22 protein-coding genes and 1 pseudogene are annotated in these 21,958 nt (G+C 41.8%); 12 read left to right on the top strand and 11 right to left on the bottom strand.

Annotated elements, in window-relative coordinates:
- The first annotated feature begins 63 nt into the window (after positions 1–63).
- From THERU_RS03865 to THERU_RS03850, 4 genes and pseudogenes are all read left to right on the top strand, one after another.
- The gene (locus tag THERU_RS03865; protein WP_025305961.1) at positions 64–1,428 is read left to right on the top strand and encodes a YchF/TatD family DNA exonuclease; all 1,365 of its coding nucleotides are present in this window, start codon (positions 64–66) and stop codon (positions 1,426–1,428) included.
- Between the two features lie 24 nt (positions 1,429–1,452).
- Positions 1,453–4,749 (top strand): helicase-related protein, encoded by a 3,297-nt coding sequence (locus THERU_RS03860; RefSeq protein ID WP_025305960.1) that lies wholly within the window; start codon positions 1,453–1,455, stop codon positions 4,747–4,749.
- Positions 4,742–8,374 (top strand): annotated as a pseudogene (locus THERU_RS03855) (Eco57I restriction-modification methylase domain-containing protein). Before THERU_RS03860 ends, THERU_RS03855 begins: the two are co-directional and overlap by 8 nt.
- Positions 8,371–9,225: a protein disulfide isomerase family protein gene (locus tag THERU_RS03850; RefSeq protein ID WP_025305959.1), complete on the top strand. Its 855-nt coding sequence runs from the start codon at positions 8,371–8,373 to the stop codon at positions 9,223–9,225. The pseudogene THERU_RS03855 and the gene THERU_RS03850 overlap by 4 nt, the downstream one beginning before the upstream one ends.
- A 54-nt stretch (positions 9,226–9,279) precedes the next feature.
- On the opposite strand, the gene THERU_RS03845 is transcribed toward THERU_RS03850, so the two are convergent.
- Together THERU_RS03845 and THERU_RS03840 are read right to left on the bottom strand one after the other, a co-directional pair.
- The gene (locus THERU_RS03845) at positions 9,280–9,639 is read right to left on the bottom strand and encodes a coiled-coil domain-containing protein (RefSeq protein ID WP_156916192.1); all 360 of its coding nucleotides are present in this window, start codon (positions 9,637–9,639) and stop codon (positions 9,280–9,282) included.
- 75 nt (positions 9,640–9,714) lie between these two features.
- Positions 9,715–10,116: a hypothetical protein gene (locus THERU_RS03840; protein WP_156916191.1), complete on the bottom strand. Its 402-nt coding sequence runs from the start codon at positions 10,114–10,116 to the stop codon at positions 9,715–9,717.
- A gap of 68 nt (positions 10,117–10,184) precedes the next feature.
- On the opposite strand from THERU_RS03840, the gene THERU_RS03835 reads away from it, so the two are divergent.
- Positions 10,185–10,547: a hypothetical protein gene (locus THERU_RS03835; RefSeq protein WP_025305956.1), complete on the top strand. Its 363-nt coding sequence runs from the start codon at positions 10,185–10,187 to the stop codon at positions 10,545–10,547.
- A gap of 17 nt (positions 10,548–10,564) precedes the next feature.
- Here THERU_RS03835 and THERU_RS03830 read toward each other — a convergent pair whose 3' ends face one another.
- Together THERU_RS03830 and THERU_RS03825 are read right to left on the bottom strand one after the other, a co-directional pair.
- Entirely contained in the window at positions 10,565–10,912 is a 348-nt protein-coding gene (locus THERU_RS03830) for a HepT-like ribonuclease domain-containing protein (RefSeq protein WP_025305955.1), read from the bottom strand.
- Entirely contained in the window at positions 10,905–11,201 is a 297-nt protein-coding gene (locus THERU_RS03825; protein WP_025305954.1) for a nucleotidyltransferase family protein, read from the bottom strand. Before THERU_RS03825 ends, THERU_RS03830 begins: the two co-directional genes overlap by 8 nt.
- A 64-nt stretch (positions 11,202–11,265) precedes the next feature.
- Between THERU_RS03825 and THERU_RS03820 the strand changes: the two genes are divergently transcribed.
- The gene (locus THERU_RS03820) at positions 11,266–11,715 is read left to right on the top strand and encodes a hypothetical protein (protein WP_025305953.1); all 450 of its coding nucleotides are present in this window, start codon (positions 11,266–11,268) and stop codon (positions 11,713–11,715) included.
- 124 nt (positions 11,716–11,839) lie between these two features.
- Here THERU_RS03820 and THERU_RS03815 read toward each other — a convergent pair whose 3' ends face one another.
- The 3 genes from THERU_RS03815 to THERU_RS03805 form a co-directional block, all read right to left on the bottom strand.
- On the bottom strand, positions 11,840–12,211 hold the full coding sequence (locus THERU_RS03815) for a HepT-like ribonuclease domain-containing protein (RefSeq protein ID WP_025305952.1): 372 nt from the start codon (positions 12,209–12,211) through the stop codon (positions 11,840–11,842).
- Positions 12,204–12,500 (bottom strand): nucleotidyltransferase family protein, encoded by a 297-nt coding sequence (locus THERU_RS03810; protein ID WP_025305951.1) that lies wholly within the window; start codon positions 12,498–12,500, stop codon positions 12,204–12,206. The genes THERU_RS03815 and THERU_RS03810 overlap by 8 nt, the downstream gene beginning before the upstream one ends.
- Positions 12,501–12,735: 235 nt before the next feature.
- Positions 12,736–13,203, bottom strand: a complete 468-nt coding sequence (locus tag THERU_RS03805) for a rhodanese-like domain-containing protein (protein ID WP_025305950.1) — start codon at positions 13,201–13,203, stop codon at positions 12,736–12,738.
- Positions 13,204–13,329: 126 nt separating this feature from the next.
- Here THERU_RS03805 and THERU_RS03800 point away from each other — a divergent pair, with 126 nt between their 5' ends.
- Positions 13,330–14,079, top strand: coding sequence for a prepilin peptidase (locus tag THERU_RS03800; protein WP_025305949.1), 750 nt, complete (start codon positions 13,330–13,332; stop codon positions 14,077–14,079).
- On the opposite strand, the gene THERU_RS03795 is transcribed toward THERU_RS03800, so the two are convergent.
- Positions 13,994–14,911 carry a DUF86 domain-containing protein gene (locus tag THERU_RS03795; RefSeq protein WP_025305948.1) on the bottom strand — a complete coding sequence of 306 codons (918 nt, stop codon included), beginning with the start codon at positions 14,909–14,911 and terminating at the stop codon, positions 13,994–13,996. The two genes, THERU_RS03800 and THERU_RS03795, sit on opposite strands and share 86 nt — an antisense overlap.
- Before the next feature lie 21 nt (positions 14,912–14,932).
- Between THERU_RS03795 and THERU_RS03790 the strand changes: the two genes are divergently transcribed.
- Genes THERU_RS03790 through flgL form a run of 5 tightly spaced genes read left to right on the top strand, consistent with a single transcriptional unit; the run spans position 14,933 to position 19,929 of the window.
- Positions 14,933–15,787: a hypothetical protein gene (locus THERU_RS03790; protein ID WP_156916190.1), complete on the top strand. Its 855-nt coding sequence runs from the start codon at positions 14,933–14,935 to the stop codon at positions 15,785–15,787.
- Between the two features lie 9 nt (positions 15,788–15,796).
- A complete protein-coding gene (locus tag THERU_RS03785; protein WP_025305946.1) occupies positions 15,797–16,384 on the top strand; it encodes a sulfurtransferase TusA family protein in 588 nt (195 codons plus the stop codon).
- The gene (trpC, locus tag THERU_RS03780) at positions 16,375–17,160 is read left to right on the top strand and encodes an indole-3-glycerol phosphate synthase TrpC (RefSeq protein ID WP_342666011.1); all 786 of its coding nucleotides are present in this window, start codon (positions 16,375–16,377) and stop codon (positions 17,158–17,160) included. The genes THERU_RS03785 and trpC overlap by 10 nt, the downstream gene beginning before the upstream one ends.
- Before the next feature lie 37 nt (positions 17,161–17,197).
- Positions 17,198–18,748 (top strand): flagellar hook-associated protein FlgK, encoded by a 1,551-nt coding sequence (gene flgK, locus THERU_RS03775; RefSeq protein ID WP_025305944.1) that lies wholly within the window; start codon positions 17,198–17,200, stop codon positions 18,746–18,748.
- 11 nt (positions 18,749–18,759) lie between these two features.
- On the top strand, positions 18,760–19,929 hold the full coding sequence (gene flgL / locus THERU_RS03770) for a flagellar hook-associated protein FlgL (protein ID WP_025305943.1): 1,170 nt from the start codon (positions 18,760–18,762) through the stop codon (positions 19,927–19,929).
- On the opposite strand, the gene THERU_RS03765 is transcribed toward flgL, so the two are convergent.
- The 3 genes from THERU_RS03765 to proC are packed head-to-tail and all read right to left on the bottom strand — an operon-like array spanning position 19,915 to position 21,949.
- Positions 19,915–20,604: a biotin--[acetyl-CoA-carboxylase] ligase gene (locus THERU_RS03765; protein ID WP_169727088.1), complete on the bottom strand. Its 690-nt coding sequence runs from the start codon at positions 20,602–20,604 to the stop codon at positions 19,915–19,917. The genes flgL and THERU_RS03765 overlap by 15 nt on opposite strands.
- 11 nt (positions 20,605–20,615) lie before the next feature.
- Entirely contained in the window at positions 20,616–21,218 is a 603-nt protein-coding gene (pgeF, locus tag THERU_RS03760) for a peptidoglycan editing factor PgeF (RefSeq protein ID WP_025305941.1), read from the bottom strand.
- On the bottom strand, positions 21,176–21,949 hold the full coding sequence (gene proC, locus THERU_RS03755; RefSeq protein ID WP_025305940.1) for a pyrroline-5-carboxylate reductase: 774 nt from the start codon (positions 21,947–21,949) through the stop codon (positions 21,176–21,178). The genes pgeF and proC overlap by 43 nt, the downstream gene beginning before the upstream one ends.
- Between the last annotated feature and the right edge of the window lie 9 nt (positions 21,950–21,958).

Below are 21,958 nucleotides of genomic sequence, written 5' to 3'. Positions count from 1 at the left end.
CTGTTTGAACCGAACCCAAAAGGGCTTGAAAAGGACGCATAGAGGGATTAAACTCGTTAGCTTATGATAGACACCCATTGCCATTTGGACCTTCTCAAAAAGGAAGACTACGAGGAAGCTATAAAGGATAACTCCTTAGAGTATTTGATAACGGTGGGTTATGATCGGAAAACCATACAGAACGCCCTCAGAATTTCCCAAGAGGTGGAAAAGGTCTACTGTGCCATAGGATTTCATCCCCACGAAGCGGATAAAGTAAAGGACGAGGACTTAGACTGGCTAAAGGAACTGGCACAAAAGAACCCAAAGGTAAAAGCCCTTGGTGAAATGGGACTGGACTTTTACAAAGAATACTCCGACAGGAAAAAGCAAGAGGATGTCTTCAGAAAGCAAATTCAGATAGCGAGGGAGCTGGGCATTCCTATAGTTGTGCACTCAAGGGATGCGGAGGAGGAAACTTACAGAATACTTAAGGAAGAAAAAGCCTACGAAGTGGGCGGTGTGATGCACTGCTTTACTGGAAGCTACGAGTTTATGAAAAAATGCGTGGACCTTGGCTTTTACATATCCTACTCGGGCATAATCACCTACCCAAAGGCAGATGCCCTCAGGGAGGTGGTAAAGAGGACCCCCACCCAACGCATACTTTTGGAAACGGACAGCCCCTTTTTGGCACCTCAGCCCGTCAGAGGCAAGCCCAACAAACCCACCAACATCTGGCATACCGCAGAAGTTATGGCTAAACTAATCCCAAACACCAACCTGGAGGATGTGGATAGGATGACCTCAGAGAACGCCAAGCTGATCTTCAACCTGAACACCAACGGTAAAAAGGACACCATAACATACGTAATCAACAACAAGCTTTACATCAACCTAACCAACAAGTGCAACCTTCACTGTGCCTTCTGTCAAAGAGAAAGGGAAAGGAACTTTATGGTAAAGGGCTACTGGGTGTGGGTGGAAAGGGACCCATCGGTGGAAGAGGTAATAAGAGAGATAGAAGACCCCACCAAGTATGAGGAGATAGTTTTTTGTGGATACGGAGAGCCCACCTTGAGGTTCTCTGCCCTTAAGGAGGTTGCAAAGTGGGTAAAGTCCAAAGGTGGAAGGGTCCGCGTAGATACCAACGGTCTTTTGCTTACCTTTATGCCAAAGGAGAGACTAAAGGAGCTTGTGGGTCTTGTGGATGTTTGGTCTGTTAGCCTGAATGCCCCCGATAAAGAGACATACGACAAAGTCTGCAGACCCACCCGACCGGATGCCTTTGAAAAGGTAATAGAGTTTATAAAGACCGCAAAAAGCTTGGGCTTTGAGGTAGTTGCCACCGCGGTAGATTACCCGGGCGTGGATATGAAAAAAACGGAGGAGCTGGCAAAGAGCTTGGGTGCTAAGTGGAGGGCAAGAATATACGAATCGGTTGGATAAGGAAGGGAATATAATCTCCTTTTAATGAGTCAAAATTTCATCACCAACGCCCAAGAAAGGACTTTAGAGGGAAGGCTAAAAACCCTTATAAAACACAGCAGAGAGCTTAAGTTTTTGGTGGGCTTCTTTTACTTTTCTGGCGTGCAGGCACTGTATGAGACACTAAAGGAGTTGGAAAAGGAAGGAAAGCTAAAAGAGGAGCACATAAAGGTCCTTGTGGGCTTGAGCGTGGATAAGGGCGTCTATGGACTTTACGAGTTGGCGCATGGAAATAAAAGCAAGGAAGAGGTAAAAAACAGCTTTTTGCAGTCCCTTGAGAAAGCCTTTACGTCGGAGGAGCTTGACAAGAAGGAAATATACGAGCAGGTGGAGTTTTTCCTAAAGCTTTTGGAGGAGAAAAAGTTAGTCATAAAAAAGACCAGAGAGCCAAACCATGCAAAGCTTTATCTTTTCAAACTTGAGGGAGACCTCCTACAGCATACCTTTATCACGGGTAGTTCCAACCTAACCCTTGCGGGACTGAAAGGACAGGAGGAGTTCAACGTAGAAATAAAAGATTACGGCTTTGAAAGTGCAGAAAAGTACTTTGACGAAAGATGGGAAAGGGCAGTCCCTCTATCTCCGGGGGACATCATAAAAGTTTTCAAAACTCGGACATTCTTTAAGGAGATCTCACCCTTTGTAGCATACGCTTACCTTCTGAAAAACTACTTGGAACTCCATCAGGGAAAGCTTCCAATGTCTGAGCTTGAGGAGTTGATGGAAAGAGCGGAATACAAGCCTTACGACTATCAGCTTTCTGCGGTAGCCCAAGCGGTTGCCTGCTGTGAAGACCACGGAGGTGTAATACTTGCGGACGTGGTAGGACTTGGAAAAACCGTCATCGCATGCCTCACCGCCAAGGCTTTGGGAAAGAGAGGCATTGTTATATGCCCTCCGCACCTTGTGGGAGACGAGTACGAAAAATCTGGGTGGAAAAAGTATATAGAGGACTTTGAACTTCATGGCTGGAAGGTCTTTTCTTTGGGAAAGCTGGAGGAGGTTAAAGAGTATGTAAAAGATAAAAACATAGAAGTGGTCATCATAGACGAAGCCCACCGCTTTAGAAACCAAAGGACAGAAAGCTATTTTTACCTTAGTGAAATATGCAGAGGGAAGACTGTTATACTTTTGACCGCCACACCCTTTAACAACAGACCCGCAGACATCTTTGCCCTCTTAAAGCTTTTCACCATCCCCAAAAAATCCACACTGACCTTGGACGGAAACCTCGCAGACAGGTTTGACGAGTATGACAACGAGTTTAAAAAACTGGCATACATCAACAACTATCACAATTCACCCGACAGTAAAAAAAGAGAGAAGGCTAAAAAGTATTACAAGGAACTTTTCGGAGAAAGGGAAATAGATATTGAAAAGGTCTCTAAGAGGGCAAAGGAGCTTTCGCGAAAGATAAAGGCGGTCATTGAAAAGGTAGTCATCAGAAGGAACCGCCTTGACCTTAAATACTACAAAGACAAAATCCAAATGCCAGAGGTGAGGGACCCGCAGGAGTGGTTTTTTGAGTTGGACAAAAAACAGCTTGACTTTTATGACGAGGTGATAAGGGCTTTCTATGAGCCGGAGGAGGGCGGAAGATTTCACGGAGCCATATATATTCCCATAAAGTATGAAAAGGGCTATGAGCCCGAGGAGGATAACGCAGGATCTCCCGAGGAGAACTTTATATACCTTTATCAGAAAAACCTCTACGACTTTATGAGAAGACTTTTGGTAAAGCGTTTTGAAAGCAGTTTTAAAGCCTTTTACGAGAGCTTGAAAAACTTCATAGGAATACACGAAACTGCTTTGAAGTTTGCCGAGAAAACAGGAAAGTTCATCCTTGACAGAAAGCTAATGGAAAAGCTGGCGGATGCAACCGATGAGGAAATAGAAAAAGCCCTTAATGAGTATAAACAGGCACTTGAAAGTGGAGAGATCAACAAAAAATACCACAAAATCTACGAAATTGACAAATTCAAAGAAAAGGAAAAGTTCTTCCGGCACATACAGGAGGACATAGAGCTTTTTGAGGAGCTAAAGCAAAAGATGGAAGAGTTAAGGCTTTTGGAGGAGGACCCAAAGGCAAAAAGGCTTATTGAAGGTATAAAAGAATTTTTGGAAAAGAACATAAAGGTGGTGGTATTTACCGAGTATGTGGATACCGCAAAGCACCTAAAGGAGTTGCTGGAAAGGGAATTCAACGGTAAAGTCCTTTCCGCCATAGGACAAATAAGCAAAAGAACACAGGAAGAAATCCTCAAAAACTTTGACGCCCAATACGAAAACCAAGAGGACAAATACCACATACTTATAACCACCGACAAACTTTCGGAAGGCATAAACCTAAACAGGGCTGGAGTGGTGATAAATTACGACATACCTTGGAACCCCGTGCGCGTGATCCAAAGGGTGGGAAGGATAAACCGTATAGGCAGAAAGGTTTATGATGAGATATTCATCGTCAATTTCTTCCCCACGGAGAAGGGAGCAGACATAGCCAAATCAAGGGAGATCGCCCAAACAAAGATGTTTATGATCCACCATGTTTTGGGAGAGGATGCCAAAATCTTTTCTCCTGAAGAGGAGCCCAAACCATCCGAGCTATACAAAAAGCTAAACACCTACCAAGAAGAAGAAGAAAGCTTTTTCTCAAAGGTCAAAAAAGAATACGAAGAGATCCTTGAAAAACATCCTTGGATAAAACAAGAGCTTAAAGAGATGCCACGCAGGGTAAAGGTAGCCAAAAAGGGAGAAAAGAACGAGCTTATGGTGTTCATAAGAAGAGGAAAAGACCTTTTTGTTGGATACAAGGACTACAGCCAGAGCATGCCCTTAGAGGTTAGCTTTGAGGAGGTTTATGAAAAAATAAAGGCAAGCCCGGAGGAAAAGGGAAGGGAGCTTTCTCCGGAGTTTTGGGAGCATTACCAAAAGGTGCTTTCAAGCCATTCCTTTGTAATCAAGAGGGCAAGAAGTGAAAACAGCTTGGAAAGTAAGGCATTTAACATGGTCTCCACCCTTTTGAAGATGGATGAACTCAAAGAGGAGAGAAAATTTTTAAACGCCTTGATGGAGGACCTAACCGAATACCAAACACTCCCCGAGTATGTGCTTTCGGAAATCACAAGTTGGGAAACAGTCTTAAACAAGCCAGAGGAGTTGAAAAAGAAAATACAAAAGCTAAAGGCAGACCTTGGAGAGGACTTCTTGGAAAAAACCAAAGCACGCTTTAAGGAAGAAAGCCAAGAGGTTATAATAGCAGTAGAAAATCAGCATGAGTGAGGGAGAAAAGTTAGCCAAAGAACTGGCAGAGGACTTTTCCCTTGAAAGATTAAAGGACTTTTTCTTTAAGAAGGACTTTACAGAAGAAGAAGAGGAGATTTTTATTGATCTAAGAAAGGGAGATTTAAGAGAAAAGGTTCATTCTATAAGGCAGGTAGCACACAAAGGGCTTGAGGACATAGGAAAATTCAAGGCATACGCCATAGAGCTAAAAGAAAACATCACAGAAAGGAGCAGTAAAAAAAGACAGTTTGAAATCGCCAAGGAAATCCTAAAAGCAGACCGATTAATCGCAGGGCTTTTTGTTTTTTACCCGCAGGAGGGAAAATCCTTCCGCTTTTCTTTGGTCTTTACAGAACCCTATGGCACAAGGAGAGAGTATAGCCCATACAAAAGATACACCTACTTTGTGAGCCCAGAGCTACCCAACAAGACCTTTATAAAGCAAGTGGGAGAGTGTGAATTCAAAAGCTTAGAGGATATCAAAAAAGCCTTTAGCGTCCAACCACTAACAAAGGAGTTTTACAAAGAAATTCAAACTTGGTTTTATCATGCGTTGGAAAACTACTAAAAGGAAATATTCTTCCCCGGAGGACAAAAGGAAGAGAATCTTATCCGCCTTATTACAAGGCTAATGTTTGTGTGGTTCATCAAACAGATGGGACTTGTCCCCGAAAAGCTTTTTGACCCAAAGGAGTTAAAAAACATAGTCAAGGACTTTGGAAACGGACACAACTACTACAACGCCATACTTCAAAATCTATTTTTTGCCACTTTGAACAGACCCATAAACGAAAGAGGATGGGCAAAGGACGAAGGCTTTCTCAAAAACAGAAACACCTTTGGAATAAAGAGCCTATACAGGTATGAAGACAAATTTTTGATACCCCCGGAGGAAGTCTTAGGGCTTTTTGAAAACATTCCCTTCATAAACGGAGGGCTTTTTGAGTGTTTGGACAAAGACAGCCAATACATAGACGGCTTTTCAAGAAGATCTGATAAACAAGCCAAAGTGCCCGATAAATACTTCTTCCAAGAGAAAGAGCAAGAAACAGACCTTTCAAAATATGGACTTGGAAGGGCAAAGTTCAGAGGACTAATAGCCATTTTCAAAGACTACAACTGGACCACCGATGAGTCAAGCCCCATAGACCAAGAAGTAGCCCTTGACCCAGAGCTTTTGGGAAAGGTCTTTGAAAACCTGCTTGCGTCCTACAATCCAGAGACCGCCACCACCGCCCGCAAGGCAACAGGAAGCTATTACACCCCCAAAGAGATCGTAGATTACATGGTGGAAGAAAGCCTAAAGGAGTACTTCAAAACAAGAACGAGCTTAAGTGAAGAAAAGATTGAAAACCTATTTTACCAAGAGGAACCCCAGCTTTCCGATGAAGAGAGAAAGGAGCTTGTCCGAGCCATAGCGGATGTAAAAATCATAGACCCCGCCTGTGGCAGTGGTGCCTTTTGCATGGGAGCCTTACATAAACTCGTGGAACTTCTTAACAGAATAGACCCAACCAACGAACTTTGGAAGGAAGAACAGCTAAGAAGACTAACCAATGAACTCTCCGAGCGATGGGAAGAGATGACCCAAGAGGAAAGAAACGAAGAAAGGGCATACCTTTTGGAAGTCTTCAACGAGCAAAGGAATTACCCCGACTACGGAAGAAAGCTTTATCTCATCCAAAACTGCATATACGGAGTGGATATCCAGCCCATAGCGGTGCAACTGACAAAGCTAAGGTTTTTCCTGTCTTTGATCCTTGACCAAAAGCCCAGCAACGACAAAAACAACAACTTTGGCATACTCCCATTGCCCCACCTTGAGACAAAGTTTGTATGTGCCAACACACTAATAGGTCTGGAAAGTTCAAGGCGAGGAAGTGTAGGAATTATAAGAACTCAAGAGATGATGAAAATAGAATGCGAGCTAAAGAGGATAAGGGAAAGATACTTCAGAGTTAGAAACAGAAAGCAAAAGCAAGAATTGGAAGAAAAAGACAGAGAGTTAAGGGAAAAGTTAGCGGAGCTTTTGAAAAAGCAAGGATGGGACAACAAAGATGTCCGGAAAATAATAAGCTTTGACATTTTGGATCCCACCGCAAAGGCAGATTGGTTTGACCCCGAGTGGATGTTTGGAGTGATGGATGGGTTTGATGTAGTGATTGGAAATCCGCCGTATGTGAGGCAGGAGAAAATTAAGAAAGATAAACCATTACTCCAAAAGCAGGGCTACGAAGTTTTCACATCCACCGCAGACCTTTATGTGTATTTTTACGAAAAAGGTTATCAGCTTTTGAAACAACAGGGCGTTTTGGCATACATAACAAGCAATAAATGGATGAGGGCAAAGTATGGAGAAAAGCTAAGAAAGTTTTTAAAAGAAAAAACCACCATCATAAAGCTTATAGACTTTGGCGGTTATAGAGTTTTTGAACAAACAGTGGATACTTGCATCCTTCTATTCAAAAAAGAAAAACCACCAAAGGGACACACCTTTGACTTCTTAACAGTGCCAAGCGATGTGAAAGACTTAGAAAGCTATTTGAGAAAAAGGAGCAAGTATTTAATAGAACAAGAAACTGAAACAGTGCTTAAAAGGGTGGAGTCTTGGAGTGATGTTGAAACTTGGCAAGATTTAAGAGACTGGCAGACCGCTTATGTTGGAAACTGGCAAACCATGTTGCAAGAAAAACTCTCCAACAACTGCTGGACACTCGGAGATGACAAAGTTTTATGCTTAAAAGAAAAGATTGAAAAAGCAGGAAAACCCTTAAAAGAGTGGGATGTAAAGATTTATTATGGAATTAAAACTGGATACAACGACGCTTTTATCATAGACACAGAAACAAGAAACAGGATTTTGGCAAATTGCAAGGATGAAGAGGAGAGAAGGAGAACAGAGGAAATAATTAAGCCAGTTTTGAGAGGTAGGGATATTGAGAGGTATAGGTATAAGTGGGCGGGATTGTGGGTAATCATTATTCCAGCTGGATGGACTAACGAACACAGAGGGCAAGAAGACCCAGAGGAATTTTTCAAAAAGACTTTTCCAGCACTTTATAACCACTTTATGAGTTTTGCAAATGTAAAAGGAAAGGGTAAAGGACTTTTTGACAGGGATGACCAGGGTGATTACTGGTGGGAGTTAAGACCTTGTGATTACTACCTAGAATTTGAAAAGGAAAAGATAGTGTGGCAGGAGATAGTAAGGGAACCAAGCTTTGCATATGACAACACAGGAATTTATGTTGAGGCTACTGGTTTTCTAATGACTGGTAAAAACCTAAAATACTTGCTTGGGCTTCTAAATTCAAAACCAGTGGCATTCTTCTTCAAAACTTTTTATGCCGGCGGTGGATTAGGAGAAGATGGATACCGATATAAGAAAGCATTTTTAGAACAACTCCCCATCCCACCCCTCACTCCTCAAACCCAACCCCTCGCCGACCAAATAGTCCAAAAAGTCCAAGAAATCCTCACGCTTACCCAATCCCCCGATTTTGAGACCAGCCAAGAAAAACAGCAAAAAGTCAAAGAGCTTGAAAGAGAAATAGACCAGCTTGTTTATAAGCTTTATGGCTTAACGGAGGAGGAGATAAGGACTATAGAGTTGGAAAAATGAAAAAGGTAAAGAAAAAAGTAAAAGTGATGCTAAAAGATTTACTGGAGGGTATAAACCAGTTATTCCTTGGAATATTAATAATGTTAACATCTATAGTGTTTTCCCTTCCATTGATACTTGATAGTCCAAGCCTTTCAAAATATATTCCGATTTCAGCAATTCCAATTAGTGTATTTTTAAGTACGCTTGTGGGTATACTCTTGAAGGAATGCGAATCTAAGAGAGAAATTAGAGAACTGAAATCAAGTATTTTATTGGAATTGAGGTATATTCTTATTTCATTGATTGAAAACTTTACACAATTTTATGAAGTTTATTTCACAGTTCTAAGATTTTTCAGATTTGATTTAAAGTGGTTTTATGAACTAACCGAAAAATATGGAAAATATTTCCCTGATTATCTAATGAATGAGATAAAAATACTTATGTTTGTCTATGAAAACCTTGAGAGATCGAAACAATCGAAACAGGAAGATATCGAGGAAACTATAAAGTTTTTAGAGGAATACATAAGGGAAATGAAACTAAGATCGCAATGCCCTACGATGGAAAACGTGCAACATTACTTTGAAGAGGAGGGATCTGGAGATAGAGAAAATAAGCCAAGTATTAACCCTATTCACATGACACTATTATCTTCAACACTAAATAAATTATCAGCTTTAGATAAAGGTTTTGTGGAAAATATACTTTATATATGGCATGAAATTAACAAACTTAACGAGGAAATTGAAGTTCTTGAAGGATTATCACGGACAGATCCAATTCTAATATGTTCTATTTCAAAAAGGATTGAAAGAATAGCTATCAAAATTGATGAAATCCTTGAGAAGGAAGGGACTAACCCTTAAACTGAACAAATACAATTTGCAAAGAGATAAAAATAATAGAATCAAACTAACCCCTTACTCCCCCTGCTTGTGAGGAAGTTTTATAACACTTACCCTGTGAAGCCTTCGCTTGTGAAGGACTTCTAAAGCCACGTAGTCCTTGAATTCCCTGATTTCTTCTTTTAACTCACTAAACTTTCTACTCACATCTTCCTTCAAGCCATCAACTCTCCTGTTTATCTCTTTGACTTCTTCCCTCAACTCCTTAATGTCCTCTCTCAGTTCGCCAATTCTCTTTTCCACTGAATCAATTCTTTTTTCCACCGTATCAATTCTTTTGTTTATCTGCTGAACAAGCATCCACATAATCCCCGTAAAGGTAGCCAAAATCCCAACAAGCCCACTAAGTATTGCAATGTAATACCTAAACTCCACAGGGATAATTATAGGCAGAAGTTTTAAAAAGAATAGACCCGTCCCGCCATTTTGTGAAGGGATAAAACTAACTCCTTACTCCCCCTGCTTGTGAGGAACCTCTAAAACCTTGTAAAGAAGAAGCTTGATCTCTTTAGTCTCTTCCCTCAAACCGCCAATCTCTTCTCTTAAATCACCAAATCTTCTATCCATCTCACCCCTTAACTCACCCAACCTTCTGTATATATCCTCAAACCTTCTATCCATATCATCCTTTAACTCACCCATTCTTCTGTATACACCGTCAAACTTTGTATCCATATCATCCCTCAACTCACCAAGCCTTTTATCCATATTATCCCTAAAGTCATCAATCCTCTTATCCACCGTATCAATTCTCTTATTTATCTGTTGAACAAGCATTCCCATAACCCATATAAAGATAGCCAATATCCCAACAAGCCCGCTAAGTATTGCAATGTAATCCCTGAATTCCATAAGGATAATTATAGGCAAAAGTTTTAAAAACGATAGACCTATTTGAGTGATGATATATTTTTAAAACTATGCCAAGGGTGATAGACCTTGAACTTTTGCAACTCCTTGAAGACAAGCTTGGGAAAGAAGAGGCGAGAAAAGTAGCACAGGCGATAGAAATAGGGCTTGAGGTTATGGAAAAGAGAGCAGAGGAACTTGCTATCCATAAAAAGCTTGAACTCAGAGATGAGCTTACTAAAGAGTTGGCAAGCAAGGCGGATTTACAAATATTGCGGGCTGAAATCCAAGCTATGGAAGCCAAGATTGAAAGAGAGATTCTGAGGCTTGACCGTAAATTTACCATACTGTTTATCATTCTCTTTTTTACCCTGATACTTGTTAATCAAAACGCCCTTGAGTTTCTGTTGAAAGTTTTGGGAGTGATAAAGTAGATTTTGTTAGATTTTATCTATTGATCTTCATCCTTCAGAATTTCCTCCAACTTTTCCTTAAGTTCCGGCAGATCTTCTTTTATAATTTTCCAAACAATACGATAATCAACTGTAAAGTAGCCGTGTATCATTCTGTTCCGCATTGATATTATCCTACTCCAAGGTATATGACTATACTTTTGCCGTATTTCTTTTGGAATTTGGTTTGATGCTTCACCTATTATCTCAAGGTTTCTTACCACCGCATCTTTTGTTTGGTCTGTTTTATCAAAAAGTTCATAGTCCATTCCCTCAATGTATCTTTCAATCTTGTTAATGCTTTCTAAAATGTCAAAGACAAAGAGTTTCCAATCTCTTTCAGACATAGACTATGTCCCCTTTTATCTTTTCCCAAAGTGGAGTTTTTTGCTTAAGGGCAGTTAATGTTAAAACATCCGCTTTAGTTCCCAAAAGGTTTTCAATGTATTCCCAGAATTCATAAAACTCTAAGCCCACTGGTCTTTCAAGCTCTACAAGAATATCCACATCGCTTGTTTCCTTTTGTTCTCCTCTTGCGTAAGAACCAAAAACTCCAAGAATTACTATGCCATACTTTTGCCTTATTTCCTCTTTATGTTCTGCGATTATCTTCTTTATTTCCTCAAGCGTCCGCATGCTTTTCTCAAACAATTTTAAATTTAACCTTTTCCCTTAGCCTCTGTGGTATATTTTTAAAACTATGCCAAAGGCAATAGACCTTGAACTTTTGCAACTACTTGAGGACAAGCTCGGGAAGGAAACCGCAAGAAAAGTGGCACAGGCAATAGAATTAGGACTTGAGGTTATGGAAAAGAGGGCAGAAGAGCTTGCCATCCAGAAAAAGCTTGAACTCAGAGATGAGCTTACAAAGGAATTGGCAAGCAAGGCGGACATCCAAGTCTTAAAGACAGAAATACAGGCAGTTAGGACAGAAATGCAAGCAATGGAATCAAAGCTTGAGGCAAAAATAGAGTTAGTCAGAAAGGAACTTGATGGGAAGATTGATAGCGTTAGGTCAGAACTTAAGGAAGAAATCCTAAAGCTTGACCGTAAATTTACCATAATGTTTCTTATTCTCCTTTTCACCTTTATACTTTTCAACAAAGACGCCCTTGAGTTTTTGTTAAAGGTTTTGGGAGTGATAAAGTGATATATTTTTAAAACTATGCCAAAGGCAATAGACCTTGAACTTTTGCAACTCCTTGAGGACAAGCTTCGAAAAGAAAGGACATAAGATTATGGAAAAAGGGCGGAAGTTCAAACTTTCCCAATGTTTAAAGGTCAAAGCTTGGCTGGTTATTAATCTCCTTTAATATAAGTTCAAGTTCCCTTTTGAGAACCGGAATGTCTTGAACAATAATACTCCAAATTATTTCATAATCAAGATCGAAGTAATCGTGTGCTATAACATGCCTTGTTGATATTATCTCAGCCCAGGGAATGTGGCTATACCTTGTTTGGATTTCTTTTGGAATGTTTCTTGCCGCTTCGCCTATGATTTCAATGTTTCTTACAACTGCATCCTTGGTTTTGTCATCCATCAAAAATTGCTCGTAGCTTAAACCTTCCACATAATTTTCTATCCTTTTTATGCATTCCAACATATCTAAGAGGTAAAGCCTCCAATCTTTTCTCTTCTTAGACATAGATCAAATCTTCTTCTATACTCTTCCATAGCAACGGCTTTTGTTTGACTGCATTAATGGATACTAAATCCACCTTAAGTCCAAGCAAACGTTCTAACTCAAGCTTTGCGGTGACGAACTTTAAACCCAGAGGACGTTCAACCTTTACAAGAATATCCACATCGCTTGTTTCCTTTTGTTCTCCTCTTGCGTAAGAACCAAAAACTCCAAGAATTACTATGCCATACTTTTGCCTTATTTCCTCTTTGTGTTCTGCGATTATCCTCTTTATTTCCTCAAGCGTCCGCATGTTTTTCTCCAACAATTTTAAATTTAATTTCTTTCCGTAGCCCGTGAAGGACTTGCTGTCCAGAAAAAGCTTGGGCTTAAAGATGAACTTACTGTCCTTGTCGGCTTTGTTTTGGAACCAAAGGGAGATATAAAAGAAAGACTAGAGGGTTTTAAGGAACCCTGGATATAATGGTAAAATTGCCGATTAATTTTAGGCTTGAATAAAAGCAGGGCAAAAGCCCCGCCAAAAGAATTTACTTCACAACATCTACCACGTTCCTTCCAACCTTGTCCGCAAGTTCTTTTATTCCACCTTTGAACTGGTATGCGTTGTTAAAGCCAATAGCCCTCAAACCGGTTACTACTGCTGCTGCCCTGTCTCCAGAGTGGCATACTACCACTATTTTCTTGTCTTTAGGTAGTTTGTTTAGGTTTTCTGGTTTGAAAACCTCGTGCATGGGAATATTTAATGTGTTCTTCCAAGTAATTCCCGTAATGCTTTGCTCTTGCGGAGTTCTAACATCAAGGATTACAAAGTCTTCCTTTTTCTTGATCATTTCAAAAAGCTGGTTTGCGTCAATCTGACAAGGTCTTTGCTTTAACACTTCCGGCGTCATTTGGGAGAACATGGCGTCAAGCTTTTTGGCAAGCTCCGCATCGTAAGAAAAACCTACCGCTACAAAGCCAAGCAAAGCACTTGCAACTAACAAACCTCTCTTCATGACAACACCTCCTTTCATGATTTTAATCATAATATTAGTATATTCTTATATTCCAAAGGCGTCAAGAGTGGAAAAGGTTGTTCTAAAAATACAAACTCATTGGCACACAAAGGATAAAATGATACTATGATTTACATTTTCCTCTTTCTGCTTGGTGCGATGCTTGGCTCCTTCTACAACGTGCTCATATACAGAATCCCTCGGGGTATGTCCATTGTTAAGCCTCCCTCCCACTGTCCGAGCTGTAAAACACCCATAAAGTGGTATAACAACATCCCAATAATTTCCTACATCCTTTTGAGGGGAAAATGTCCAAACTGCTCTGCCAAAATATCCATCAGATACCCTTTGGTAGAGGCTTTTAGTGGCTTTTTGGCGGTTCTCTCTTACTACAAATGGGGCTTTAGTATCACAGCCCTTGGACTTTACGTATTCTTTTCCTTACTGCTGGTGCTTAGCCTGATAGATTGGGATACCTTTAGCCTCCCGGAGCCCTTGATGTTGGGTGGAACATTCCTTGGTGTGATAATCTCCGTCTTTAGGGAGGACTTTAGCCTCTATGAGAGCCTTTTGGGAATATTGGCGGGTGCTTTGCCCTTTTTACTTATATACCTTTACTACAAAAAAGTCAGAAAGTTTGAGGGGCTTGGGTTTGGAGATGTGGAGCTTATGGCTCTTATAGGTAGTTGGACGGGCATCTGGGGTGTAATCAGTGCGGTCTTTTTGGGCTCCCTCTTTGGGCTCCTTTATGTGCTTCCTATACTGATAAAACATAAAAGCATGAACTTTGCTATTCCCTTTGGTCCTTTCCTTGCCCTTGGCTGTTTTGTTGGAGTTGTTTTTGATGGCTGGCGATTTTATCTAACAGGCTTTTGAGTGAAGAGGATATTTCCTTTAGCACTGGTTCAAAATGGTCTTTGAGTTCCATTAACTCTTTGTATAGGTTTTCCAAATCTATATCCCAAGTGCTTATAAGCTTGTTTTTTAGGTTCATCATTTTAAGCAGAACTGGGTAATACTGAGGGGAGATTATACCGCCCTCCACCATCTTTAAAAGACAATCATCGCCGAATTTTTTTATGCCAAACTTTGGTGCAAGGTGTTTGCAAATGTCAAAGAGGGAATCGTAAGCCACCTGATAAAAGTATTTGGCCCTGTCGTGATACATAGGCTTTTTTTTGAATTCCTCCAAGCCCACCGATAGGACGAAGTTTATTTTATTTACAGAATCCTTAACAAACCTTGCCTTTTCCTTCAGAAGTTCAAAGTCTATGAGAAGATAATTACCGGTGGTTTGTTTAACATACTCTACCACCGCCTTTGCATAATCCTTAAAAACATGTAGGTTCTTTTCTAAGAAATCGTACAGTTCCTCCGGCTGGACCGTTTCCTTTAGGTCCCTGTATTTAAAGTAAAAATCTATAAAGGCTTGGAGGGTTTCAAGGTCCTCGTAGCCCACCTTCTCTCCAAGTTTTACCAAACAATCCTTTGAGGAGGTCTTTAGACCAAAAACCACCGAAAGGTGCCTACAGGGTCTCATACAGCTTTCAAAGGCTAAGTTGAAATCTACCCTAACCTTGTCCTGGATAAGTTTGTTCTTAACAAACTCTTCTTTGCCTAAAGAGAGAAGCTTTTTCAGGTCTACGTAAGCCTTCTCCAAATTGTGGAAGCTTTCCAAAAGGAGGCTTATGTTTATCTTCTTTTCCATCAAGGATATAATATTAGCACTGTGTGGCTAAACAAGGTGTTTTTAATCACCTTTTTAAGGTTTTTGCTCTTTCTGTTCTTTATGTTTCATGCCCTCCTTTACCTTCCGGGATACACCCAAAAGGCGGTGGTAGTGGTTATATCTTCCCTTTATCTTTCTGTTGCCCTGGTGAATTATTTTTACTCTTTCAAGCTTAGAAGGCTAAACGATTACATAGACTTTTTCTTCCTCATACCTTTGGCTTTACTTTCGGAAGAACCCTTGGCTATTTTTTCCCTTTTGGTGCCTTCCCTCTTTAGCTTTCCCAAAAATCTTGTGCCTCTCTTTATATCTGTTCTTTCTGCCACTGCCCTTGGCGTTTATAACTTTGGCTTGAAGGGGCTTTTGGTTTTTCCTTTAGCTTTGGCGTTGGGAATCTCTCCCTCCTCTGTAGAGTTGCTTAGGAGCCTTCAAAAGGATAGAAGGTATTTTTTGGAACTGAGGAGGGCATACAGAAGCATCCAGAAGGAAGTTTCAACCCTTGAGAGGGAAAAAAGGCAGAAGGAAACGCTACTTAAACTATTAGAGTTGCTTGACAGCAAGAATCCGGAGGAATATCTTAATGGTGTAAAGGAAATGTTCAAGCTAAAAGCCATAAATGTCTTTCCTTTGAAGGACAGTTCTGTAAAAGAGTGCCTTATAGACCAAAGCAGTTTGACCGTTTCTGTGCCGGTGAGCTTAGAAGAGGGTGGTGCCTTGGTTGTTTTCTACCTCAACCATCCTGCACAGCTTATGGATACGGAACTAAAGGAGAATTTAAGTAGATGTGCCAAGATGTTGAACTTTTATATAATAGGCTTTGAAAATAAAGAACAGGCAGTAAAGATTGCAGTGTGAGGTGTCGCCATGGAGGTTTTGGAAAGGGAAAAGGAAAAGGTTTTAGACCTGTCTGGTCTTATGTGTCCTTTGCCTATAGTGATCACCTCCGAGAACATAAAGAGGCTAAAGGAGGGCGAGGTTATAACAGTGATATCCACGGACCCGGGCTTTGAGAGGGACATATTCAACTGGTGCAAGCAAACGGGCAATCAACTTCTTAGCTTGAAAAAGGAAGGAGACAAGGTCATAGCACAGGTTAAAAAGGTCTCCACCGCAATTGAGCCCTCCCTTTGGTATTGGATAAAGTTCCACTCCCTTGGAGTGAAGTTGCACCTAAGGCACATTTTGATGATGTTGAACCCGTTTGCGGAAAAGCCAGACCACTTTATAACCTTTTCTGCCATATCGGAGGGTACAAGGGCTGAGAAATATCTAAAGGGAAGGGCTAAGCTTATCCCAATTCCGGACGAGATAGACCCAAGATGCGGTGTAGTTCTTGCTATAAAGGGAGAGGAAAAGGCAATGGAAATCTATGAGGAGCTATCTGAAAATGGCTTTTTTGTGGAAGCCATCTACAAAAAGGAAGGTAGAAACTACAGGAGGATATATCCCTGAGCTTTCTCGAAGAAGTACTCTCCTACAAAAGGCAAACCCTTAGAAAGGATAAAGAATACGAAGAATTTCTTTGGGAGAAGGTTAAAAAAAGGGAAAGATTTTATAGCTTTGAGGATGCACTAAAGAGCTGTAGGACAAGGATCATAGCGGAGGTTAAAAAGGCATCTCCCTCCGCTGGTCTTATAAAGGAGGTCTCTCCAAAGGAGCAGGCAAAACTTTACTGGGAGGGTGGAGCTGTTGCCATATCGGTTCTAACTGAGGATAAGTACTTCAAGGGTTCCTTGGAGGACCTGTGGGAGGTAAGACAAAGTTGCCCACTGCCATTGCTGAGGAAGGACTTTATCTTTGACCCATTGCAGGTGCTTGAGGCAAAAGCCTTTGGTGCGGATGCAGTTTTGCTGATAGTCAGAGCACTTGAGCAAAGAGTTCTGGAGGAGCTTATTAGCTATACAAAGGAGCTTGGTATGTCTGCCCTTGTGGAGATCTTTAATCTGAGGGAAGCAGAGAGGGCTTTAAAGGCTGGCGCCCACATTATTGGCATAAACAACAGGGATTTGGAAACTTTGAAGGTAGACCTTAACCTATCAAGGGCTTTGGTGCCAAAACTTAAGGAACTCGGTGCCAAGTTTGTGGTGGTGGAAAGTGGGATAGAAACAAGGGAGCAGGTGCTTGAGTTTGAAAACCTTGGTGCAGATGCCTTTTTGATAGGCACAAGCTTGATGAAGAGCCAAGACCCCGTAAAAAAGCTAAGGGAACTTCAGGGCTTTTTTGTTTAAACTTTTTTTCAAAGGAGACGATATTAAAAGGTAAGTCATGTTTGGAGGGACATTAGGGATAGTTTCTCAGGGACTTGAAATACTCAGGAAATCTATTGACATAAGAAACAGGAACATATTGAACGCCAACAATCCGGACTATGCACAGGAAGACCCGGTAATAAAGACTGCTATTCCATACGGTATAAGTTTAGAGACCATTGAAAGGGTTAAAAGCCTTCACTATGTTCAGCAGAGGAACGCTCAACTATCTTTGGTTTCTTCCTTAGATGAAAGGATAAAAAATAATACAAGGGTAGAAGATCTCTTTCAAGAGTTTACACAAGGCTTGGGCGGTATAGAATACATAAACACCTTTTTTACAAGCTATCAGAACCTAATGAAGGACCCAACCAACGAGGGGGCAAGGGCTAATTTGGTTCAGTCTGCAAACTCTTTGGTGGGCTATCTAAAGGACAGAAAAAGGAATTTAGATACCATCTCCCAATCCATTGACTACAGCATGCGTCAGTATGTGGATAAGGTAAATTCTATAACTAAAAAGCTTGCCAAGTTAAACCAAGAAATTCTCATCACCTACGCCCAGACCTACGCAAGGGGACAGGACTACAAAAACATCTTCGACGAAAGGGATCGTCTTTTGAGGGAGCTTTCCGAATACATAAACATAAGAGTGCAAGAGGATGACGTAGGCAGGGTTAAGGTGGAAACCTCAAAGGGCTTTGTGTTGGTGGAGGACAAGTTTAGCTGGGAGCTAGCCTACGACGGTGCAAACAAAAGTATCCTTTGGAAATCTAAGGACGGTTCCCAAGCGGATATATCGGGTGAAATATCCGGCGGTAGGCTAAAGGGTGGTTTGGACGCCATCGCAGACCTGCAAGACTACCAAAACAGGCTTGACCAACTGGCAAAAAAGCTCATAAGCGAGTTAAAGCTACCGGCAAAAACTGGTATAACAGAATACTATTGGACTTTAAACTATGCCAACCCTACAGACCCATTAGGCATCTCTGGGACCATCACACTGAACGGTTCCTCTTCCGTCATCATCAACTACACGTCAACAGACACCCTTACAGACCTGGCAAACGCCATAAATTCTGCTGGAGTTGGCTTTAGTGCGGTAGTGGTTGCCAATCCAGATGGCACTTACACCCTTCAGATCACATCCTCCAGTCCCTCTTACACTATAACGGACAGCAACGGTATGGTGGGTGGAAGGGTCTTTGAAGGTACGGGCATTGCGGACATAAAGGTAGCTGGCAATATTTCCACTCAACTTTCTAACCTGGATTATTCAAAGGCGGACGAGTTTAACCAATTTTCAAGGCTATGGTGGGATAATTCTAAAAACATCTATCAGGGTCTAACAAATGCCATTGCAGGGAACCTTAACAGTTATAAAAAGCAGTATGATATTGAGAACGCTGTACTAAATTCTCTGAACGCTAAACTCCAGGAAATGCAAGGTGTTTCCATTGATAAGGAGTTTATGGAGGTTTTTCAACTTCAAAAGAGCTATCAAGCTTTGGCAAAGGTAGTTAGTGCCATAGATGAGCTTATCCAGACAACTTTAAACATGATTTGAGGTGAAGGGCTATGAAGGTGCCAGATAATTTGCTTTTCTCGTTGTTTATTGAGCAGGATGCAAGGATAAAAAAGAAGCTATCGGAAAAAACTCTGGATATTTCCACGGGAAGGCGGGTAAGAGCCCTTTCTGACGAGCCTACTGCCACATACAACGTGATTGAACTAAAGAAAGAGATAGCCCAGCTTTCCCAACACTCCCAAAACAGGCTCTTTGCAGACACAAACCTCACCTACGTAGACTTTACCCTTGGGAAGGTGTGGGACACACTAAAAGGGCTTTATGCAACTACCGTTAGGGCAAAAAACAGTGCGACCCTTACGCCAGATCAACTCTCCGCATTGGCTGAGCAGTTTGATAAGGGCTTAGGACATCTTTTGGACATGGCAAACGACAAACTTGGACAGAACTATCTATTTGGTGGTTCTTCTCTGACGGTAAAACCCTTTGATCCAAACACTTTGAATTACACCGCCAGTTCCCAAGACTTTGAGGTATGGGTGTCGGAGAACTCAAAGGTCTCGGTCTTTCTCAGAGGAGATAAGGTTTTTGGAAGCAATCTTTATATATCAAAGGTCTCTTATGCCTCTCCCACCACAGGCTTTACTACCCCCGGTGCTATAACCTTGGAGGTTGGTTCAAACACCTACACCATAAGCTACGGCGGTGCAGGAGAGCCCCAAAACATTCAGGAGTTGGCACAGTATATAAACGACAATTTCGGAGACAAACTGCATGCCTTTGTATCTCAAAATCCTGACGGTAGCTACTCCATTGCCTTAGCCTCAGTGGAACTGTCCGCAAACGTTCAGTTTATCAGCATAACCGGAGATCTATCTACGGGCTTTGAAAACCCAAACATACTTCAGGTAGTCAAAAGGGTTAAGGAAAAACTGCAGGGAGGGTTTTACCCAGATGACTTTGACCTCTTTTCCCTAAGCAGGGCGAGCGAGCTGATCTCCCTAAGGAGGTCTGAGGTGGGCTCCGTGCTTTCAACGGTCAAAAACTTACAACCTACCCAGGAAAAGCTTGATGTGGTTCTCAAAAAGCAAAAGTCTGACATTGAAGATGCAGACCTCTCGGAAAGCATCATGGAATACACAAGGTATAGAATAGCCTACGAAGCACTAATGCGTATGGTGGCAGACCAAAAGGACCTAACCATACTAAAATATCTTTGAACCTCTAAGGCTAACCTTCCCTGCGTTGAACTTTAAAAGCCCTTGGGCAGTTCGTAGCAGTAGGCTACCCTCTTGGTCTATGTCCTCAAAGATGCCCACTACGGGCTCTTGAGAATAGACAACCACCTCCTCCCCCAAAAACATAAGCCTTTGCCTTATGGCAGGTCTAAATTTTTCAAACCCAAAGTTCTTGAATTCCTCCAGAACTCTGTCAAGGATTTCCAAGGTCTCAAGGAGAAAGTCTTTTTTTTCAAAGACTTCATTCCTAAGCATGTAAAGGGATGTTGCCATAAGGTCCGATGGAAATTCCTTCTGATTTAGGTTTATGCCCACGCCTACCACTACCTTTTCTTTAGACCTTTCCACGAGCACACCGCAGACCTTTTTACCCGATACATACACATCATTGACCCACTTTAGCATGGGTTTAAATCCCTTTCTTTCAATTTGCAAGAGGACGCCGTAGCCTACCACCAAGGGCAGTGGCAAAAGCTCTTTAAAATCCTCCGCCCTTAAAAGAAAGCTAAAATAAAGGCCACCCTCTTCCGAGTGCCACTTTCTTCCAAACCTTCCCCTGCCTTCCCATTGCCTGTTTGCCACCACCACAGTGCCGTAGGGAAAAGAAAACTCTTTAAGAATGTTCTGGGTTGAACCTGTCTCCTCAAGCCAGAGCATAAAGTCTCCTATCATGTCAGCAGGGCAAAGAGGATCATTCTTTGAGAGGTTTTGTCCCTCCGGTGGGAGGGAAACTTTTCATTACATATGGTGCATTCGCCGTAAACAAAGAGCCTTTTTAGTCCGTAGTCCTTTAGCCTTTTTAGGACCTCCAGTTGGGTGTCCATGTAAAACTTTCCATTCTTGTAGTGTAGCATTTTAAAGTACTCTTTGAATTCCTCACCTACTTCATAACAGCAAGCCTTAGCGGAAGGTCCCACAAAAACAAAGGGTTCCCTCTCAATGGGTAAAAACCTTTCTAAAAATCTCTCCACAATGCCCGCCTTTATGCCCCTCCAACCCGCATGCACCACACCCACCGCCCCCTCTCCTAAAAAAGCCAAGGGCACACAGTCCGCGGTCCTCACACCTATAGGGAAATTCTTTCTCGTGGTTATAATAGCATCTCCCTCCTCTTGTATTTCTTCATCCAAGAGGACCACCCTGTCCGAATGAATTTGCCTAAGTGTGAATATGTCATCCTTTGGGTCGTAGAGTTTTAGCCCTACCAAGGCATTCTTGAACCTAAAGCTCAGCCAAGCTGTTTGCATCTGTTGGTAGTTTCCCTTATGCATTCCATTAAGATCCCTGAGAAAGACCTCTCTTCCAAAACCTTTATGCCCTCTATGGTGGTGCCGGAGGGAGAGGCAACCTTGCTGATCCACTCCTCCGGATGCCCTCCAAAGGTCCTAAGCATAAGGACCGTTCCCTCTATGGTGTCCAAGACTATGTCCATTGCCTGTTGGTAGCTAAAGCCCTCCCTGACTCCCGCCAAGCAGAGGGCAGATATAAACTTCATCACAAAGGCAGGACCAGAACCCGCCAAGGCGGTAAAGGCATCCATCAAGCCCTCTTCCACTTTGTGCAAACTTCCACACTTAGAAAAGCTCTCCTTAAAATTCTCTTCATCCCTTTCTTCCACAAGATCGTTGCACACATAGGCGATAGCGCCTTTACCCACCGCCACAGCCAAGTTGGGCATGCATCTTATGACCTTTTCCCTTCCCAAAAGCTCCTCAATCTTTTTTAGAGATAGCCCTGCCACAATGCTAACCAGCACCTTTCCCTCCATCTTGCCCCTAAGGTTTTCAAGGACCTTTCCCGCATCTTTGGGCTTCACCGCAAGCAGTAAAAGGTCCGAGTTTGCCACCAAAAATTCCAAGTCCTTTGCCCATCCTATTCCCATCTCCAAAGCCTTTTCCTTCTTGCTTGCGTCCGTGTCAAAGGCTACCACCTCTGCGGACTTTTTTAATCCCTCTCCAAAGGCACTTCCCATATTTCCGAAGCCTATTATCCCAATACGCATAGCTAAAAT

Source organism: Thermocrinis ruber, from assembly GCF_000512735.1.
GTDB lineage: Bacteria > Aquificota > Aquificia > Aquificales > Aquificaceae > Thermocrinis > Thermocrinis ruber.
This window is presented reverse-complemented; position numbering and strand designations above follow the sequence as displayed.

Coding starts and splice junctions, on each gene's coding strand:
- THERU_RS03840 (WP_156916191.1), bottom strand. CDS start 10,116: ATGGAATTCAGGGATTACATTGCAATACTTAGCGGGCTTGTTGGGATA.
- THERU_RS03865 (WP_025305961.1), top strand. CDS start 64: ATGATAGACACCCATTGCCATTTGGACCTTCTCAAAAAGGAAGACTAC.
- THERU_RS03820 (WP_025305953.1), top strand. CDS start 11,266: ATGCCAAAGGCAATAGACCTTGAACTTTTGCAACTACTTGAGGACAAG.
- pgeF (WP_025305941.1), bottom strand. CDS start 21,218: ATGCATAAGGGAAACTACCAACAGATGCAAACAGCTTGGCTGAGCTTT.
- flgK (WP_025305944.1), top strand. CDS start 17,198: ATGTTTGGAGGGACATTAGGGATAGTTTCTCAGGGACTTGAAATACTC.
- THERU_RS03800 (WP_025305949.1), top strand. CDS start 13,330: ATGATTTACATTTTCCTCTTTCTGCTTGGTGCGATGCTTGGCTCCTTC.
- THERU_RS03795 (WP_025305948.1), bottom strand. CDS start 14,911: ATGGAAAAGAAGATAAACATAAGCCTCCTTTTGGAAAGCTTCCACAAT.
- proC (WP_025305940.1), bottom strand. CDS start 21,949: ATGCGTATTGGGATAATAGGCTTCGGAAATATGGGAAGTGCCTTTGGA.
- THERU_RS03805 (WP_025305950.1), bottom strand. CDS start 13,203: ATGAAGAGAGGTTTGTTAGTTGCAAGTGCTTTGCTTGGCTTTGTAGCG.
- THERU_RS03765 (WP_169727088.1), bottom strand. CDS start 20,604: ATGCTCTGGCTTGAGGAGACAGGTTCAACCCAGAACATTCTTAAAGAG.
- flgL (WP_025305943.1), top strand. CDS start 18,760: ATGAAGGTGCCAGATAATTTGCTTTTCTCGTTGTTTATTGAGCAGGAT.
- THERU_RS03785 (WP_025305946.1), top strand. CDS start 15,797: ATGGAGGTTTTGGAAAGGGAAAAGGAAAAGGTTTTAGACCTGTCTGGT.
- THERU_RS03830 (WP_025305955.1), bottom strand. CDS start 10,912: ATGTCTGAAAGAGATTGGAAACTCTTTGTCTTTGACATTTTAGAAAGC.
- THERU_RS03835 (WP_025305956.1), top strand. CDS start 10,185: ATGCCAAGGGTGATAGACCTTGAACTTTTGCAACTCCTTGAAGACAAG.
- THERU_RS03860 (WP_025305960.1), top strand. CDS start 1,453: ATGAGTCAAAATTTCATCACCAACGCCCAAGAAAGGACTTTAGAGGGA.
- THERU_RS03810 (WP_025305951.1), bottom strand. CDS start 12,500: ATGCGGACGCTTGAGGAAATAAAGAGGATAATCGCAGAACACAAAGAG.
- THERU_RS03825 (WP_025305954.1), bottom strand. CDS start 11,201: ATGCGGACGCTTGAGGAAATAAAGAAGATAATCGCAGAACATAAAGAG.
- THERU_RS03850 (WP_025305959.1), top strand. CDS start 8,371: ATGAAAAAGGTAAAGAAAAAAGTAAAAGTGATGCTAAAAGATTTACTG.
- THERU_RS03815 (WP_025305952.1), bottom strand. CDS start 12,211: ATGTCTAAGAAGAGAAAAGATTGGAGGCTTTACCTCTTAGATATGTTG.